This is a genomic window from Pseudomonas sp. Irchel 3H7 (assembly GCF_900187605.1).
GTDB lineage: Bacteria > Pseudomonadota > Gammaproteobacteria > Pseudomonadales > Pseudomonadaceae > Aquipseudomonas.
This window is the reverse complement of the sequence record NZ_FYEA01000001.1, coordinates 1-20,137: the sequence shown is the minus strand read 5'-3', so window position 1 is coordinate 20,137 and position 20,137 is coordinate 1. Positions and strand designations below refer to the sequence as shown.

Genomic DNA, 20,137 nt, shown 5'->3' with positions numbered 1-20,137 from the left:
ATTGGGGAGGGCATGAGATGAGTGCGCTGCCTTACGCCTGGGCCAAGGCGCAGCGGATTTTGTTGTGTGATGGCGTGCTGACCGTTTGCCCGTCAACGCCGGGCTGGTCGATCAGCGAGGCGCGGCGGCAGTTCGGTGCGACCACGATTCAACGCGTACGCGATGACGAACTCGACGGTTTGCTCGCCGCTGCCTATGCCGACACCGGCAGTGCGGCGGCAGTGGTCGGCGCAGCAGAAAACGAAGTCGATCTCGACCGCTTGATGCAAGACATGCCGGAAATCACCGACCTGCTCGACACCCAGGACGGCGCGCCGGTGATCCGCATGATCAACGCCTTGCTCACGCAGGCGGCGCGCGACGAGGCCAGTGACATTCACATCGAGCCGTTCGAAACCCATTCAGTGGTGCGCTATCGCGTCGACGGCACGCTGCGTGACGTGGTCTCACCGCGCAAGGCTCTGCACGGCGCGCTGGTGTCGCGGATCAAAATCATGGCCCAACTCGACATCGCTGAAAAACGCCTGCCGCAGGACGGTCGCATCGCCTTGCGCGTGGCCGGGCGCCCGATCGATATTCGTGTTTCAACGGTACCGACCGGGCATGGCGAAAGGGTGGTGATGCGTCTGCTCGACAAGCAGGCCGGGCGCCTGCATCTGGAAACACTGGGCATGGACGCGCAGGTGTTGGCCAAACTCGATCACCTGATCCGCCAGCCCCACGGTATTGTCTTGGTCACCGGGCCGACCGGCAGCGGCAAAACCACCAGCCTCTACGCGGCACTGGCGCGGCTGGATGCGAGTACCAGCAACATTCTCACCGTGGAAGACCCGGTGGAATACGACTTGCCTGGCATCAGTCAGATTCAGGTCAACGCCAAGATCGACATGACCTTTGCCTTGGCGCTGCGTGCGATTTTGCGGCAAGACCCGGACATCATCATGATCGGCGAAATCCGCGATCTCGAAACTGCACAAATCGCTGTGCAGGCTTCGTTGACCGGTCACTTGGTGCTGGCGACGCTACACACCAACGACGCGGTGTCAGCGGTCAACCGCTTGATCGACATGGGCGTCGAGCCGTTTCTGCTGGCGTCGTCGATGCTCGGCGTGCTTGCGCAACGCTTGGTGCGGCGCCTGTGCAATCACTGCAAACAGGAAGACCCGGCGACACCGGGGACGTGGCGCCCGGTCGGTTGCCCGGCGTGCAATCAAACCGGTTACAGCGGCCGCACCGGCATCCACGAATTGTTCTGCATCGACGACGACATCCGCACGCTGATCCATCAAGGGGCAGGGGAGCAGGCCTTGCGCGCATCGGCGGCCAAGGCCGGGATGTTCAGCCTGCGCGAGGACGGTGAACGCTGGATCCGTAGCGGCGCCACCGCGCCTGAAGAAATCTTGCGTGTGACACGGGACGCCTGATGAATCGCTATCGTTTTGAAGCTGCTGATGCCACTGGCAAGATCGAATCCGGGCACCTTGAGGCGGAGAGTCAAAGCGCCGCTTTCACAACATTACGCGGGCGCGGGTTGACCGCGTTGTCGGTGCACAAGGAAAGCAACGTTGCCCAGCATGGTGGCGGTGGATTGTTCAGCGCCAAACTTTCCGACAACGACCTCGCGTGGGCCACGCGGCAATTGGCGAGCTTGTTGGGCGCGAGTCTGCCGTTGGAAGCAGCGCTGAGTGCCACGGTCGAACAGGCCGAGAAAAAACACATCGCCCACACCCTCAGCGCTGTGCGTGCGGATGTGCGCAGTGGCATGCGTCTGGCTGAGTCGCTGGCGGCGCGGCCACGGGATTTTCCTGAGATCTATCGCGCGTTGATTGCGGCTGGCGAGGAGTCCGGCGATCTGGCGCAGGTCATGGAGCGGCTGGCCGATTACATCGAGGAGCGCAACAACCTGCGCGGCAAGATTCTCACCGCGTTTATCTATCCGGGCGTGGTTGGACTGGTGTCGATCGGCATCGTGATTTTCCTGCTCAGTTACGTGGTGCCGCAGGTGGTCAGTGCGTTTTCCCAGGCGCGACAGGACTTGCCGGGGCTGACCTTGGCGATGCTCAACGCCAGTGATTTCATAAGGGCGTGGGGCTGGTTGTGTGCGGCGATCATCGCGGGGGCGTTCTGGAGTTGGCGCCTGTACCTGCGCAATCCGGCGGCACGTTTGAGTTGGCATCATCGGGTGTTGAAGTTGCCGCTGTTCGGGCGTTTTATTCTGGGCTTGAACACCGCGCGATTCGCTTCGACTCTGGCGATTCTCGGCGGCGCCGGGGTGCCGTTGTTGCGCGCACTCGAGGCGGCGCGGCAGACCTTGTCCAATGATCGCTTGAGTTTGAGCGTCACTGAGGCCACGGCCAAGGTGCGTGAGGGCGTGAACCTGGCGGCAGCGTTGCGCGTGGAGAATGTGTTTCCACCGGTGCTGATTCATTTGATTGCCAGCGGCGAGAAAACCGGTTCACTGCCACCGATGCTTGAGCGTGCGGCGCAAACCCTGTCGCGTGATATCGAACGGAGGGCGATGGGCATGACCGCACTGCTGGAGCCGCTGATGATTGTGGTGATGGGCGGGGTGGTGCTGGTGATTGTGATGGCGGTGTTGTTGCCGATCATTGAGATCAATCAACTGGTCCAATAGGGCTGTTGTTGCGTAGGGCCTCATCGCGAGCAGGCGAAGGCCTACATTTGAAATGCGTTCCCCTGTAGGAGTGAGCCTGCTCGCGATAAGGTCAGCTCAGGAAAAGAATCTGTAAAACTTTTACAGCGCATTCGACCATCACCCGACCCTCAAAAAAACCATCCTCGGGTTCTCCTTTCTGTCATCTGCAACCACCCGCCAACGCCTCCAGCCCGATTCAGCCAAACCCCCGCCCCAGACGCTGCGCAGCACCCGACAAACACCCGAGAAAATCCCTTCGGAAACACCTCACAGCTCCCGAGGTTTTTTCCTTTATCTGTCACCGGAAACTGCGAATTTCTCAGTGCGACTTAACCAAGGCCAGCGCTAGCGAGGGCCCCGGTGAGTCCTCCCAGTGTCATGCAAGCAACCCCGAAACCTGTGTTCACAACCCAGTTGAAAAGGAGATTCTTCATGTTCAAGCGCACTCTGATCGCCGCCTCACTGACCGTCGCCGCTCTGGCTTCCGCCCAGGCCATGGCCGCCAACGTTACCGGTGGTGGCGCGACTCTGCCTGCCGCTCTGTACAAAGGTTCTGCCAACAGCATCCTGCCAGCCAACTTCAGCTACCTGGGCACCGGTAGCGGCACTGGCAAAACGGCTTTCCTGACCAACAACTCCGCGCTGTTCAGCACCACCGGTTCGGTGCACTTCGCCGGTAGCGACTCGATCCTCAGCGCTACGGAAATCAGCACCTACAACAGCACCTACGGCGCTTCGTACGGCCCGCTGATCCAACTGCCTTCGGTGGCCACTTCGGTTGCCATTCCGTACAAAAAGTCTGGCCAGACCGCGCTGAACCTGACCAGCACTCAGCTGTGTGATGCCTTCTCGGGCGCCAAAACCACTTGGGGTGCGCTGTTGGGTACTGCCGACACCACGCCGATTCGCGTTGTTTATCGCAACGTTTCCAGCGGCACCTCGGAAATCCTCACTCGCCACCTGAACTCGATCTGCCCGACCAAGTTCGCCACCAACTCCACCTTCACCAACGCTCGCCTGCCAGCCGGCTCCGCACTGCCTGCGAACTGGGTGGGTGTTGCCGGTACATCTGACGTCGCCACCCAGGTCAACGCCGTTGACGGTTCGATCGGTTACGTCGGTCCGGACGGTGTGAACGCTGCGAGCAACGCTGTTGTTGCCCGCGTCAACGGCGTGCAGCCAACCACTGCCAACGTTTCCCTGGCATTGGGTTCGGCCGCTCTGCCAGCCGCGCCTGCCAACCCGGCGCAGTGGGTACCGGTTGTGCCTAACCCGGCAAGCGGCTACCCGATCGTCGCTTACACCAACTTCATCTTCGGTCAGTGCTACAAGGATGCAACCGTGGCCAATGATGTACGCAGCTTCCTGACCACTCACTACAGCAACCCGGGCAACAACGCTGCCACCATCGCGCACAGCTTCACTCCGGTTCCAACCAACTGGAAAGCCGCTGTGACCGCCAACTTCGTCACCAACTCTTCGGGCAACAACCTGGACATCAACAACGCCAGCGTCTGCAACGCTATCGGTCGTCCTTTGTAAGCTTCGCTTCAGTCGCAATGCAATCGCAGCAGCCTTCGGGCTGCTGCTTTTTTTTGGCCGATCTACTCCTCAATCATGAAGTTTGTGTGACATCCGTTCGGTCGCGGCCTTCGCCAACCGCCTACCTCATAACAGCAGGGTCCACCCGACCTGCGGCCTCGTGTGGCAACTCAAAAGGATCTCGTAGTGATGCTCGCTCGCCCATCCCGTCGCAGTACCCGTGTTCAGCCTCAACAGCGTCTTGTCGTCGATCCGGCGCTGTGGCTGCTCAAGCCGTTGGCGCAGGCGATTGCCTTGTGTCTGGTGGCGGGCAGCGCCGAGGCGGCCACTGCTTTCAGTTCGGGATGGTTTGCCGCCAAGGGCGCGGCGCAGCAGGCGAGCGCTGCACGGCCCGGCACCGGCGGTTTGCCGGGGATGACGCCGCCGCTGGCGCAACAGCAGAAGGCCAACCAACAGCTGCAGCGGTCGATTCAGACCTTGAACAACACCGTCGCCGCGATTGCTGCACAGCAAGCGGCGCAAGCGGCCGGACGCGCGACAGCATTGGGTTCGGTGCAGTTTGTTCCGGACGGTTTGGCCGAGGGGGGGCTGAAGGTCGACAACAGCCTTACCCAGGGCTGGCAGAACGCCAAAGGCCCGCAACAGACTCAGGCCGACGGCAAGACCACGGTGAAGATCGAGCAAACCGCCGACAAAGCCATTCTCAACTGGGAAACCTTCAACGTCGGGCGTAACACCAGCGTTGAATTTGCCCAGCAAGCGAATTGGGCGGTGCTCAACCGGGTCAACGATCCGAGTGCACGGGCCAGTCAGATTCAGGGGCAGATCAAGGGCGACGGCACGGTGATGCTGATCAACCGCAACGGCATCGTCTTCAGCGGCACCAGTCAGGTCAACGTGCGCAACCTGGTGGCAGCCGCCGCCAACATCACCGATATCCAGTTCCGTGATCGCGGCCTGTATTTCGACAGCAGCGCCAGCCAGCCGACGTTCACCGACGCGGCGGGCAAAGTGCTGGTGGAGCGCGGGGCGTCCATTGAAACCGCGCGACCGGCGAAGTCCACCGACGCCGGCGGTTATGCCTTGCTGTTGGGCAGCGAAGTGCAGAACGACGGCAGCATCAACACCGCCAAGGGCCAGACCGTGCTGGGGGCGGGGGATCGCTTTTACATTCGCAAGGGTGCGGGCACCGAAGGCAACGGCTTCTCCACGACGTTCGGCAACGAAGTTACGCCGGGCTTCAAAGCCGCCAGCGTTGCCGGCAAGGTCAGCAACAACGGTCTGATTCAGGCCGCGACCGGCGACATCACCCTGACCGGCCATGAGGTCGTGCAAAACGGCGTATTACTCGCCAGCACATCGGTCGCCACGCGCGGCACGATTCATCTGCTCAACCCGGCGACGGACACCCAAGGCAGCGTGACGCTGGGGCAGGGCAGTGCCACGGCGATCATGCTCGACAGCAGTGACCTCACGGCCCTCGACAGCCAGCATCAGTCCGCACTGACCGCCGTTACCCCGACCAATTCGATTCGCAGTGACCAGTCGCGCATCGACATCCAGAGTGGTGGCAGCGTCGAGTTCCAGAACGGTTCGATTACCTTGGCCACGGGCGGACAAATCGCGGTGGCCGCGCAGCGTCGCAGCCTGGTGCGCAACGGTGCGCTGATCGACGTTTCCGGCGCCATCGGCGTGAAAGTCGCGATGGAATCCAACAGCATCAAGATCAATGTGCAGGGCAACGAACAGCGCGACGCATCGGGCAACCGCGACAAAGGTGCGCTGAACAGCAACGACGTCTGGGTTGACGTGCGTGAGCTGGTCTACGTGCCCGCCGGCACCAACGGTTACGCCACGGATCGCTGGTACACGGCAGGGGGGTTGCTCGAAGTCGGTGGTTACCTTGGCACCCAAGGGCACAGCATCGGTGAATGGATGGCCCAGGGCGGGACGGTAAATTTCGCCGGCAATGACGTGGTGACCGAGAAGGGCTCGTTGATCAACCTGTCTGGCGGCACGCTCGATGTGCAAAGTGGCGAGATTCGCCAGAGTTGGTTGCGCGGTGCCGATGGACATCTCTACGAATTGTCCAAGGCACCCGGCGATCTGCTCTACAGCGGTCTGTACAACGGTTATGAAGACAGCAGCGAACGCTGGGGTCAGACGAGCTATTACTACAACCCGCTGATCGCACCGACCAAGCGCCTGGAGGCTGGCTACACCGTGGGTCGCGATGCCGGGCAATTGGTGATCGGCACCCGTAACGCGCGGCTCGACGGGCAACTGCTGGGGGAGGTTTATCAGGGCGAGCGCCAGACTCAGGCGCCGCGTGCCGTGCTCGACGGCTACGCGCAGCGTCAGACCGCACTCGCGCGGCGCGGGCAGTTGATCGTCGGTGGTTACGATGCCGCCTACGTCGCGGCGGCGGGTGGCGTGCTCTATGGCCTCAATCCGTTGCTCGATCAGGTGCAGATCGGCATTGAGCGTCCGCTCGGCGACAATGACGTGGGCCTGACCGGCGTGGTGTCCGAGGCGCGCAATGGCAAGCTGTTTCTCGATGCTGCACAACTGAGTGACTGGCAACTGGGCGCACTGAAAGTCGCCGCCAAAGAGCGCATCGATGTGGACGGCGCCGTGACGGTCGGCAACGGTGGCGATATCACCCTCTACGCGCCGCAGGTGCAGGTCAACGCCGACCTGATTGCGCGGGGCGGCAGCCTGCATGTGGGCAACGTGCTCAATCAGCTCAATACCGACCGTGTCACCGATACCCGCATCGTTGCGCCTGCGGGCACGACCACGGCTGTTCGCGTGGCGGAAAAGGTGCAACTGGACACCCGGGGGCTGTGGAGCAACTTGCGCACTGACCCGGATGACGCGAGCAGTCTTGCGTATCTGGACGGTGGCGTCATTTCGATCCGCAGCAGCGGCGACATCGAAATCGGCACCGGCAGCCTGCTCGACGTGTCCTCCGGCGGCGCGCTCCTGGCCAACGGCAAGACTCGGGGGGGCAAGGGCGGCGACATGACGCTGGAGTCCAGTGCGTTGTCAGCGCCGGGTGACAGTCATCTGCGCCTCGCTGGCCAGTTGCGTGGCTATGGTGTGACGGGCGGCGGCAGCCTGTTGATTCAGGCCGGCAACGTGTTGATCGGCCAGCCCGACAAAGCCCTCGCCGACAATACCTTGCAGCTGCAAGCGGATCTGTTCGACAAAGGCTTTTCAGCCTACAACCTGATCGGGCTCAACCGCCTCGACGTTGCGGACAACACGCTGATCGACGTGCTGATGCCGGTTTACCGGTTTGCTGACGCGGCAGCCAGTCAGGCCAGCGGTGTCGCCCCGCAACAGGCGCTGGAGCTGTGGACGCCGACGCTCTATCAGGACAATCCGGCCAAGGCGCAACTGACGCAACGCGCGGGTGCCAGCCTGAGCTTGCAGGCCGGTTCCAGCGAGGTGGCGTTGAGCGATCCTGCGCGTAATGCGTTGACCCTTGGCCAGGGCTCGCGCATCAGTGTCGACCCGGGGCAAAGCATCAACGTGCGCGGCGCCGGACAGATTACTGTCGACGGTGAGTTGAATGCCTGGGGCGGCATCATCGACATTCGCCAGCAGCAGTTCGGCTCGATGAATGTCGCCGAGGCCTCGCAAGTCGCCGACAAAAATGCCCACAACCGCTCGATCTGGATTGGCGACCACGCCGTGCTCGATGTCGCCGGGCGCGCTGCCACGGGCGTGGATGCGCTGGGCCGGGTATATGGGCTGGTGGGCAAGGGCGGCAGCATCATCATTGGCGGTGAAACCGACGCGAAGAAGGCCACCGCCACGGCGGCCGATGCCTATGTCGTCGTGCGCAATGGCGCGCGGCTTGACGCATCCGGTGCGCAGGCGCTGCTGGATATCGCCGGGCAGGGGCCGACGGCGGTCGCTACGGACGGCGGGCGAATTTCCCTGAGTTCCTATAACGGCCTGTTCATCGACGGCGACCTGCGCGCGGCGGCCGGTGGCGTCGGCGCGGCGGGTGGGCGCCTGGAGATCGCTCTGGAGACGCCGAGTTATCTGCGCAGTGATGCCAGCAATGAGGTGCGCGTGCCGCGCGAAATCATCATCAGCCAGCAAACCGCTGACGCCCTGTTGCCTGCCGATGTGCAACCGGGTGAAGCGGCGCCCGCGTTGCAATACGGGCGTGCCCGCCTGAGTGCCGACCAGTTGATGGCTGGCGGGTTCGATAATCTGAGTGTGCTGAGCAACGGCCTGCTGTCGTTCGACGGTGACGTCAATCTGCACATGCAGCAAAGCCTGAGCCTGTATGCCGGCGCGATTTCGCTGGCCGAAGGCGCGCAAGACAATGCGCGTATCGACCTGTCTGCGCCCTACCTGCGTCTGTCGGGGACGGGCAAGTATTTCGAGGCGCCGGGCAACCTTCGGCCACGGGTGATGAACACGCCGACAACGCGTATATCGATGGGGCAATTCAACGCCAGTGCGGATCAACTGGACCTGAGCAACAGCCTGTCGTTCGGTACCGCGGGCAATATTGTCCAGCTCACGGGTGCGGATTTGCAGGTGACGCGTCGTGGCTTTGATCAGGTCTCCCTGCACAGTCGTGGTGACCTGCGCTTTCTGGCGCCGACCGGTTATGTCGAGAAAACCGAACTGTGGACACCGGGCGACCTCAACCTGCGTGCCGCGCAGATCTATCCTGCCAGCGATGTCACCGCTGAGGTGCGGGTGGGCTACCAAAGCGTGATCCCCGGTGCCGATCCGGCTCGCACCTTGCGCATCAGCAGCAGCGGGGCCGCACCGGCCGCGTTGCCGTATTCGGTGTTTGGCAACCTGACACTGGCGGCCGGGCGCATTGAACAAGGCGGGGTGATCCGCGCACCGCTGGGCATGATCAGCCTTGGCGGTGAAACGGTGGTCAATACCCGCGAGCTGCATTTGCTGCCAGGCAGCGTGACTTCGGTCAGCGCCGCCGGGTTGGTCATGCCGTATGGCGGAACTACCGACGGCATCGACTATCGCTACGCTGGCAAATCCGTTCAGCTCAAGGGCATCAGTGCGGATACCGCCGGCGTGACGCTGACCTCGCGCTACGTCGATGTGCAGGGCGGCGCGCTGATCGATCTGTCCGGTGGCGGTGATCTGCGCGGCGCCGGGTTTGTCTCCGGGCGCGGCGGTTCCACCGATGCCCGCTACAACCCGCTGGTGCGCAACGCCAATGACGGCACCTTCAGCCTGCCGGGCCTTGCCAGCAATCCGGTGTACGCCATCGTGCCGGGCAATCAGAGTGCCTACGCGCCGATGCTCGCCGAGGCCGGGGCGGTCGATCCGCGCATCGGCCAGCAGATTACCCTCGGTGCCGGCGTGCCGGGTCTGGCGGCGGGCACCTACACATTACTGCCCTCGACCTTTGCCTTGCTGCCCGGGGCGTTCCGGGTCGAAGTCAATGGTCAGGCCACAGCAGGCGTCAGCAACGACGCGTTGCAGATGCGCAATGGTTCGTGGACCCGTTCGGGGCAGATGTCGATTGCCAACACCGGGCTGCGTAACAGCCTGCCCAGCCAGGTCATTCTGACGTCTGCGGATGTTCTGCGCCGTTATTCGCAGTACAACGAGACCGGTTTCAGCCAATTCATCCAGAGTGACGCGACACGGCGTGGCGTGCCCCGGGCCTTGGCCCCGATGGATGGCAAATCGCTGAATCTGTATTTGATGCCAGGCGCCGAGCAGGACGTTGCCCTGGATTTCAACGGCCGCGCGTTATTCGCCCCGGCCGCCGGCGGGGTGGTCGGAACGGCCACGGTACGCGGGGCAATGGACTTTGAAATTCTCGGCTCCGGGCATTCGCGCACCGACGGTTTCACTGGCGTGTCGCTGTATGCCGACAGCCTCAACGGTTTGAATGCCGGGCGCCTGACCCTCGGCGCGCAACCGCTGATCGATTACAGCGGCGCGGGCAATATCATCTCGTTCACTGGCTACACGACGTCGATCACCCTGCGCGAGGGGGCGATGTTGTCGGCGCCCGAGGTGCTGTTGCGCACCGCCCGCAGCGATGGTGGCATTACCCTCGAAGCCGGTTCGGGGATCAACACCCTGGGCCGTGGCAACGCGCCGTACGACTCCAGCAGTGGTTTCATCTACCAGCCGGGGGCGGCCGCGCTGCTGATGGTGTCGAACGGTTGGACCAACGTCCTGGCGCCAGCGGTAGCGGACGGTACTTCCGGTGCGGGCGACATTCGCATTGGCAAGTGCCCGACGACCGTCTGCACCAACCCGACGCTGCTCTATTCCAACGGCAGCATTACCGCCGCCACCGACAAGCAGTTTGAACTCGATGAGTCGGTACGCTTCGGCACCCGCCATCTGGCCCTGGCTGTCGGCGCCGTCAACGCTGGCAGCGCCGAAGCCTTGAGCGCTGCCGGCAGCCGCGTGCCGACCGGTCTGACGCTGAACCAGAGTGTGCTCGATCGCCTGTTGCGCGGCGATACGCAGTTGGGTGCGCCCGCGCTGGAAACCTTGAGCCTGACCAGCCGCGATGCGTTCAACTTTTACGGCAACGTCAGCCTCGATACGCTGGACGCGCAGACGGGCGTGAGTAAATTGCAGAACCTGATATTCACCACGCCAGCCATTTACGGCTTGGGTGAAAGCGCTGACGTGGCGTCCATTCGCACCGCCAATCTGATCTGGAACGGCGCCAGCCAGGATCCCGGCGCCGTCATCACTGGCGGCGCCGGCACGGGCCGCGGCACCCTCGATATTCAGGCGCAGCGCATCGAGTTCGGTTACGGCCCGAATCCGCAGGCCAGCGGTCTGGAGCAGAACAATCGGCTGGCGCTGGGTTTTGCCAACGTCAACCTCAGCGCTAGTGAGCGCATCACCGCCAATCACAAGGGCAGCCTGGCGGTGTACCAGGAACAGGGCGCTTACGATCCGGTCAAGGGCTATGTCTACAGCGGCGGCAATCTCAACCTGCGCACGCCGCTGCTGACGGGCGAGGCCGCTTCGATAAACCTGCTCAAGGCCGGCAACAACCTGACGCTCACCGGCGCCGGCACGCCAGCGGCCGCCAATGCCTTGGGCGCGGAACTGACGCTCGATGCCCGCAGCATCGCGCTGGACAGCCGCATCACCCTGGCCAGCGGCAAACTGCTGGTGAAATCCGAGGGCGATCTGACCCTCGCCAATGGCGCGTCTGTGGACATGGCCGGCCGCACCTTGCCGTTCAATGATGTCAGCAAGTACAGCTGGGGCGGCGATGTGGCGCTGTACAGCAGCCACGGCAATATTCGTCAGGCCGCCGGTTCGCGCATCGACCTTTCGGCGCAGAACAATCAGGCCGGCACCCTCAGTGCCGTCGCGCTGGCCAGCGATGCGGGCATGGTTGATCTGCAAGGCCAGATACTCGGAACCAGCAGCGGCCATTACGATGCCGGCGGCACGTGGGTGCCGTACAAATCCGCCGGCGTGGACATCCGCGCCCAGCACCTGAACGGTGATGCCAGTCAGCAGTTTGCCGCCCTCAACCAGCGCTTGAATGCCGGTCAGGTCTTCGGCAGTCGCAGCTTGCAACTCAAGCAGGGTGATCTGCTGATTGGCGACGGACTCAAGGCTGGCGAAGTGAACGTATCAGTGGACAACGGCAGCCTGACCGTCGCGGGTTTGATCGATGCCAGCGGCGAGCGGGTCGGCAACATTCGCCTGTCGGCGCAAAACGGCCTGACCCTGGCCGGCAACGCCGTGCTCGACGCCCATGGTCGTGTGCTGCGGGTCGATAGCTACGGCAAGATCATCGACGCGCCGAACCGGGCGACGGTTGAGCTCAATTCCGCTGCGGGTCTGTTGACCCTTGGCGCCGGTGCGCGGATCGATCTGCGTCATGGCACCGACGCCGTGCGCGGCACCTTGCCCGGGCAGTCCGACGGGCTGTTGCGCGGCACGCTGGAGTTGAACGCGCCGCGTCTTGGGGTCGATGACATCGCCATTGATGCCAGCGGGGCGCTGAGCATTCAGGGCGCACGGTCGATTGGCCTTAACGCCACGCGGCGTTATACCGATGCCACCGACGGCGTCGACCCGGCGGCCAGCGGACGGCCGTATCAGGTGATCGATCAGGCCTACTTCGACCGCATCCATGCTGACAGCAGTGCGTTCATCGACGCGGCGCTGGCCAACCGCAACCTGCTGCAGAACAAGCTGGCGGGGCTGAACAATGCCACCTACGCCGATGCGTTCCATTTACGGCCGGGCGTGGAAATCGCCAGCAAAACCGCCGACGGCGATCTGGTGGTGCAGGGCGATGTGGACTTGTCCGGCTACCGCTATGCCAGCCTCAATCCGCATACGCAGAAAACCGCTGTGTACGGTTCGGGCGAGGCGGGCAGTCTGGTGATGCGAGCCGGCGGCAACCTCGATATTCATGGCAGCCTCAACGACGGCTTCGCGCCGCCGCCGGAAACCGTCGACGATGCCGGCTGGAAACTCTTGCCGGGCATCCAGCCGTTTGGTGGCGACCTGATCGTGCCGACGGCGGGCGTGACCCTGGCCGAAGGCACGCTGTTCCCGGCCGGTGTCACGTTGAACTACGACGTGCCGCTGCAAGCCGCGACGCTGCCCGCCGGGACCCTGTTGCCCACCGAGGCGACCCTGGCCGGACCGTATACCTTGGGCGCAGGCACAGTGCTGGCCGCTGCGGTACACGATGCGACGGGCCAGTTGTTGTACGCCGCCGGTACGTTGCTTGCCGACAGCGTGACCTTGCCGGCGGGCAGTCGCCTTGGCGCGGGCATCCGCTTGAACAACGTGACGGCGATCGGCGCCGTGCGCTGGCCCAAAGGCGTGCCGTTGCCAGGCAACGTCGAGGCCGGCACCAACGCGATCAAGGGCGTGCGCCTGAGCGGTTCGCTTGCTCTGTTGCGTGGCTCGCTGATCCCGTCGATGACTGATGTCGTGTTGGCCGACGGCACCGCGTTCATTGAGTTGCGACCGTTGAGCGGCACGCAACAGGGGCGCAACTGGGCAGTCGCAAGCATGTTGCCGGCCGGCAGTGCGTCGTGGTCGATGCGCGTGGTGGCGGGTGCGGATCTGAGTGCGGCGGACAGCCGCGCGATCAAGCCGCTTTCCAGCGATGGGCACTTGCGTCTGGCCGACACCCACTACGGCTTGAAGGTGACGGAAAAACCGCCGACGCTGGTCTGGGGCGACGGCAACCTGGGTGGTTTTACTCCCGGTGAGCCAGTGCCTGACGACCTGAAAGACTGGTGTGACTGGGCGCCGAACTCTTGCGTGCCGGCGCCGCGTTGGGCGTGGGCGCCGGACAACTGGCTGGGCATGCCTGCCGGCTCCCCGATGAGCGACGATGACGTGGCGGCCTGGTGCGGTGCGTTCCCGGAACTGTGCGTGGAAAACAAACCGGGCATCACCGTCAAAACCCGCACGCAAATGTTCAGCGTGTTGCGCACCGGCACCGGCGATCTGGACGTGCTCGCCGCGGGCGATCTGAGCATGGATTCACCGTTCGGCGTGTACACCGCCGGCACGCAGTCGCAGCACGTCGATCCGCTGTACAACCAGCCGCGCGGACGCCTGTCGGATAACGGCTCGGTGCTGGGCAGTGGCGGCAGCGATTACGAAAAATGGGTCAGTGGCAATGACAGCCTGTATCAGGCCTGGTACCCGCAAATGGGTGGCAACCTGACGATCAATGCCGGCGGTTCGATTTCCGGTGATGTGCTGGGTCGCCGCGGGTACTCGCAAAACATGGATACCCCGGAACAGGTGCCGAGTGTGGCCGTGGGCAATTGGCTCTGGCGTCAGGGCACCGGCAGCAGCGATGTGCCGACGGCGTGGTGGATCAACTTCGGCAGCTACGCGACTCAGCCGTTGCCGGATCAAAGCGTCGACACTGGCCCCTTCCTGGTGGGGTTCACCGGTTTCGGGACGTTGGGTGGCGGCAACATCAGCCTGCGCGCCGGTGCTGACGCCGGCATGCTCAAGGCCATGGGCGGCAGCGGCAACAGCAACCTTTATCCTCGTGGGCAGGGCTTGATCGTGGCAGTCGGCAGCACCGGACGTGTGGGCAGCGACGGTACTCTGCAATTGACCGGCGGCGGTGACATGGACATCCGTGTCGGTGGCTCGGTCAACCCATCGCTGCAGGCCCGGGCGGGACAAAATGGCGTCGGTGTTGCGCAACATGATCTGCAAGGTGCGTTGATCAACCTGCGCGGTGCCGCACAACTGACCGGGGGTGCGCTGGGTGGTATCAATCTTCAGTATGGCGCTGCCGCTCCCGTTCAGGACGTTCGTGAAGTCCGCCCGTACGATCCGTTTACGGCCACGCTGGGCAGCGCTTCCGGCGGCCTGGTGTTGATCCCGGGCGACTCGGCCATGAGCCTGAACACCCGTGGCGATCTGGTACTGGGTGGGGCGGCGGACCCGGGCCGGGTACGCTTGCAGAACTCTACGCCGTTTACCACCGATGACGGCGTCGTACACGACGGCGGCGGCTTGAGCGGCTTCTCGTTGTGGACCGATCACACCGCGATCGACCTGTTTTCAGCGGGCGGCAATCTGACGCCGAGCACCCAACTGGGTGAAACCACCGGGCAAGGTCCCGTGACTGCGCGTAATACCTCGCCGACCGACGGGCGCTTTGTCTATCCGTCGATCTTGCGCGCAGTGGCTGCGCAAGGCTCGATCTATGCCGGGCCGTCAGCGGTGTACAGCCAAGGCAGCGGCGTAGTGCCGGCAACGAGTTATTCATTGCTGCTGGCGCCGTCGAATGCAGGGCAACTGGAGTTGCTGGCGCAGGATTCGATCTATGCCGGCGGCTATGCGATCAACCAGTCGGGCGCCAGTCCACTGGCCATCGCCACGCCGTTCGCTCCCGCATTCAATGGCTACGGCAGCAGTACGTCGGCGACGCCAATCATGACGAATCTGAACAGTGACGGTGTTTCAGCGGACAAGAATGTGCGCTATCCGCTGTTTGCCTTTGGGCCCAACAGTTATTCGGGGCTGAGCGATGTACAGGCACCGGCACGTTTCTATGCCCTGACCGGGGATCTGGTGGGCGTGCGCAGCGGTGAAACGCTGACGTTCAACCTGTCTAGACGCACCTGGTACGAAGCGGCGGCCCCGGTGTCGATGCTGGCCGGGCGCGACATCGTTGCGTCCGGTACATTCCTCGGCCAGCCAACGATCGTGCCCAACGCCGAAATGGGCTCGCCGAGTAGCGAAAGCATTGCGTCGACCGGCAACCTGTTCGTGCATAACGATCCGCGAGATATTTCGCGGGTATCCGCGGGCCGCGACATTCTCTACAGCAGCTTCGACATCGCCGGTCCCGGCGTTCTCGACATCAATGCCGGGCGCAATATCCTGATGGAGGACCGCGCCAGTATTACCAGCATCGGGCCGGTAGTGGCGGGTGACAACCGCCTTGGTGCCAGCGTGGTCATGCAGGCGGGTGTGGGCGCGCAAGGGCCTGATTACTCACGCTTTGTCGCGCATTATCTGAATCGCCAGAACCTTGCTAACCCTGACCGGTCGTTGAGTGCGCAACCGGGCAAAGTGGCCAGGACCTACCTCGACGAACTGCAGAGCTGGCTGACCCTCGGCTATGGATTTAACGGCAGTGACGAACAGGCACAGGCCTTCTACGCGGCGTTGCCGGCCACCGAGCAGGCGATCTTCGCGCGGCAGGTGTACTTCGCCGAACTGCGCGCCGGTGGCCTGGAATACAACGATGTCGATGGCCCGCGTAAAGGCAGTTATCTACGCGGTCGCAACGCCATTGCCACGCTGTTCCCGACCACTGATGTGGCGGGCAATCCGATCCGTTACGACGGCGACATCACGCTGTACGGCGGAGCAGGGGTCAAGACCCTGTTCGGCGGCGACATCCAGATGCTCACCCCGGGCGGCGGTCAGGTGTTCGGCATCGAAGGCGCGGCACCGCCGTCCACCGCAGGGATCATCACTCAGGGATCGGGCAATATTCAGCTCTATTCGCAGGGCAGCATTTTGCTCGGCCAGAGCCGGATCATGACCACGTTCGGCGGCTCGATTCTCGGCTGGTCGGCCGAGGGCGATATCAACGCCGGTCGCGGCTCGAAAACCACCGTGGTCTACACCCCGCCGAAACGCGTTTACGACACTTGGGGCAACGTCACACTGTCGCCGTCGGTGCCGAGCACCGGCGCGGGTATCGCCACGCTCAACCCGATCGCCGAAGTGGCGCCGGGCGACATCGACCTGATCGCGCCGCTGGGCACCATCGATGCGGGCGAGGCGGGGATTCGCGTTTCGGGCAACGTCAACATCGCCGCGCTGACGGTGGTCAACGCCGCCAACATTTCGGTTCAGGGCAAGGCGACGGGTGTGCCGGTGGTGTCGGCGGTGAATACCGGGGCGATTACATCGGCGAGTTCCGCAGCATCGTCGGCCACTCAAGCGGCGGAGGACGTCGCCCGTCAGCAGCAGGCAGCTTCGCGACAGAATCAGGCGTCGGTGTTCACCGTGCAGGTGTTGAGCTTCGGCAACGAACAGCTTGCGCCGTCCCGCGATGGTGCCAGCCGTGCACCGGCACCGGGTTACAACCCGAACAGCCCGGTGCAGGTGTTGGGCGCCGGGGCGCTGGATGATCAGGCGAAACAGCAGTTGACCGAAGAGGAGCGTGGGCAACTGACGTTGTAAAAGACTCTCGTGTAGTACGTTTGGGCGACCGGTTGGTCGCCCTTTTTTTGTCTGCACAAACACACTTGCATTCGCGGAGAGCCTGTGGGAGCGAGCCTGCTCGCGAAGGGGCCAGAAGTGACACCGGATCAATCAGCAAGTGTTTCCCATGGCTGCCTCAATCCTACAACTCCAGATTATCCATCACCCGATTCACCGCCAGCTCGCCGAGCATGATCAGCTGCGCAATCCCCAACAGCGTCCTGCGCTGCGACGCGGGTATGAGGTGGGCGAAGTCATGGGCGATGGTTCTGGCCGAAGCGAGGGTTTCGCTGGCATCGGCCAGCAGTTCCTCGTTTTTGAAGTCGGCGGTGACGGCGTACATCCGGCGGGTCTTACGCGGTGGTGGCGTGGAGCCGGGTGGGCAGAGGTAGTGATCGAGGGCGCGGTCGGCGGCGTCGTTGAGCTTTTTTGAATCGAGGGATTCGTAGGGGGAGGTGGGGTCGGTTTCGGGTGGGTTGGGTGTTGGTTTGATCATGGTGAAGCTCCTTTGAAGTGGAGCCGCTACAACCTGTCGCTAAACAGGAGGGTGGCGGCTGTACGCAGGTTAGCGAACCGGTCAAAGGCACCCGGCAGACCCGAAGGTCTCCCGCATACAGCCACCATGACGAAATCGCGAAAATACAGATCCGCAACGAAGCCTGGAACGCTGATGCACCTTTGACTTGAGTTCGAGTCGCTAAACCCGATCGCTGATTCGTCAGCGACCGACCCACAATAGAACCCGACCCCAAAGCGCAGGCGTAGATGCGCAGAGTTCGGAGGCAGCGAGGACTGGCAAACATTTGAGAAGGCTCTGCGTGATGAGGCGCATCATCAGGCGCAGAGCCTGGAGTAGATTTGTGGGGATCCCTCAGGGTCTGTCCCCTTTCTGCTCACAGATCGGTCCGGACCACAGCCATTAAAGAACCTTTCGTATTGCATACATATAACCTTTTCTGATCTGGGGTGCAGGCCGAGCGCCTCCCCCATTCAGTACCCAGGTGGCCTATTTCGATGTTCTTGACTATCTGCCCTGAATTGATGTCAAGGACAGCCATACTCGTAGTGGTTTGGTTGTCCAGATATATCCGATCAGAAAAAACATGTGCTATTCGTGAGTTGTCGGGCAGTGTTATTCTCCTCTGCTCTTGCAAAGTGTCAGCATTCAGCTGAATTATTAATGAGCGTGTCCAATCTTTGTTCTCTAACAAGGCTATATCAAGATAGATTTTATTTTCGTCGACGCTTAAGTGAGCAGCGACGAAGGAGCTACGGACAGAGTGTGTTATTTGGTAACTTGCAATTGTTTGACCTGTAATGATATTGCGCGCTTCAAATAATGAACTGATTTCAGAGATGGTTGTGTGATTATAGAGGACGGAGGAGTCGCGATTGTGCAAGACTGGCATTGACCAGCCAGGTACTTTTATTGACCCTATTAAGCTTTCAGTATTAGCATCAATGGTAACGCAGGAGCTATCTAAGGTCGCATAGGTAAAGCGTGACCTGTTTTTATTCATCACAGCCTGGTGATGGCTGTTATATATTTGCCTGGTAAATCTTTTGGTTGCTGTATCGAATATTGATACTTCTCCCGATGCTTCGGTGGCATAGATTTTTGTATTGGTAGAATTGATGAATATATAAAGCCAAGCGTAGTCCGACTCAGGCTTTACAATGTGATCGATAATGCTGTTTTTCTTCGCGTCAACAATTGCAATGGACGTGCCCAAGTCTACATAAGCGAGGGCACCATCGCTGGTGATGACAACGTCCGCTTGTCGCGTACGCATATCGATAGTCCCCACCGGGTCTGGAGTAGCTTCCTTTACCTTCAGCGTTCTAGGCGCTGACTCCGCTCTCGATCCGTACGAAGCCTTGGCGATAAAGCTGTGCGTCGTTGCGCTCAGGGTTGCAATTGGTAATCGCCATTCGCCTGATGTATCGACACTGACGGTGTCCAACAAGTCTGCGAGGTTGAATACCTCGACATTCTGCCCTTTGGCTGCTTCACCGCTCAACGTAACGGCGGTTTCCTCAGTATCGCTGCCTTCTGGAATTTCGTTACCACTGACTGTGCCTATAACAGAGTCAATGGTCGGGGCGATATCTTCAATCACGCTCACGTGACGCACATTCGAATAGGTCGATGTGGGGTGATAAAGGGATTTGGCATACAACCGGCGCGCGCCGACTACAACCGTGATCGTGCATTCCCACAGGCCTGTGGTTTTATCCGCTGTCGCGGTTCCCTTGAGTACTGCGCTCGCACCGCTGCCATCATAGATCCCGACGTCCTGATCTTTGCTCGCGGTGCCTTTGAGTGTAAGCAACGTGCTGAAGGTGGTTTGTCCCTCGGGGATTTCAACGTTTTTGTCGTCCAGCACATTGCTCAGTTTCGGCACAATGACCGCCGTGACAGTGAGGGTGTAGGCCGCGGAGGCAGGTTCGGTGCCGTACTTTCCTGTCGCGATAAAACTGTGCTTCGTCACAGTCAGCCCCGACACGGTGTAGGTCCAGATTCCAGAGACCGGATCGGCCGTGACCTCATCAACGACGGTGGGCCCATTGCGTATTTCAACGTTCTTGCCCTTGGCGCCCGTGCCGCTCAGCACTACGCTGGTTTCAACGATGGTGCCACCCTCGACAATGTCCTTGCCGCTTGGCGATCCCTTGACCGAATCAATCGTCGGCGGATCCAGCGCCACCGGTTGCCCCACCGTAAACTCCAGCACATTCGAATAACTGGTCGTGTTGCTGGCCGCCCGGAAAATCTCGTAGTGCACCTGTACTTTTTTCCCGCGATTAGGCTCGATGTGCTGCGCCACAAACGCCGCGTTCAGCGGGAAATCCACGTCCTTGTCCTTGGACAAGGCGTTGAGTATTTTCGAGTCGGTGACGGGCTCATTGCCTTCAACGATCCAGAAAAACTTCACGATATCGTTGGCCGCGCTCGGAACAGCCACCGGCCGTGGCGCGGTGATTTTGCTGGCGCCGCCGGGCAGGTCTTTGGGTTCGAGCACGCCATCCTTTTCACCCAGCACGATGGGTTTGACCAGTTCGCGTTGCGCTTCGCCGACGTTCAACAGCGAGGCGTGCAGGGATGCGCGTTTGACGATGGTGCCGTTTTCATCGGTCAGCAGGTTGTACGACAGGTCCAGCGTGCCGCCCTTGAGGGTTTTGCCGTGTTCGCCGGCGACGGTGACGATGAACCCC

At 62.0% G+C, this 20,137-nt stretch carries 5 protein-coding genes and 1 pseudogene; 4 read left to right on the top strand and 2 right to left on the bottom strand.

The features are described from left to right. Nucleotides 1-17: 17 nt before the first annotated feature. From gspE to CKW38_RS00015, 4 genes are all read left to right on the top strand, one after another. Complete coding sequence (gene gspE / locus CKW38_RS00030; protein WP_007918200.1) at nucleotides 18-1,424, top strand: type II secretion system ATPase GspE; 1,407 nt, start codon at nucleotides 18-20, stop codon at nucleotides 1,422-1,424. Then, a complete protein-coding gene (gene gspF, locus CKW38_RS00025; protein ID WP_095111415.1) occupies nucleotides 1,424-2,635 on the top strand; it encodes a type II secretion system inner membrane protein GspF in 1,212 nt (403 codons plus the stop codon). Before gspE ends, gspF begins: the two co-directional genes overlap by 1 nt. Nucleotides 2,636-3,088: 453 nt before the next feature. Then, nucleotides 3,089-4,198, top strand: a complete 1,110-nt coding sequence (locus CKW38_RS00020; protein WP_007918196.1) for a substrate-binding domain-containing protein — start codon at nucleotides 3,089-3,091, stop codon at nucleotides 4,196-4,198. Nucleotides 4,199-4,387: 189 nt separating this feature from the next. Next, a complete protein-coding gene (locus CKW38_RS00015; RefSeq protein ID WP_095111414.1) occupies nucleotides 4,388-16,900 on the top strand; it encodes a filamentous haemagglutinin family protein in 12,513 nt (4,170 codons plus the stop codon). Between the two features lie 163 nt (nucleotides 16,901-17,063). On the opposite strand, the gene CKW38_RS00010 is transcribed toward CKW38_RS00015, so the two are convergent. Both CKW38_RS00010 and CKW38_RS30080 read right to left on the bottom strand, forming a co-directional pair. Next, complete coding sequence (locus CKW38_RS00010) at nucleotides 17,064-17,417, bottom strand: DUF6124 family protein (RefSeq protein WP_095111413.1); 354 nt, start codon at nucleotides 17,415-17,417, stop codon at nucleotides 17,064-17,066. A 397-nt stretch (nucleotides 17,418-17,814) separates the two neighbouring features. After that, nucleotides 17,815-20,137, bottom strand: a pseudogene (locus CKW38_RS30080) (hypothetical protein); the annotation flags it as partial.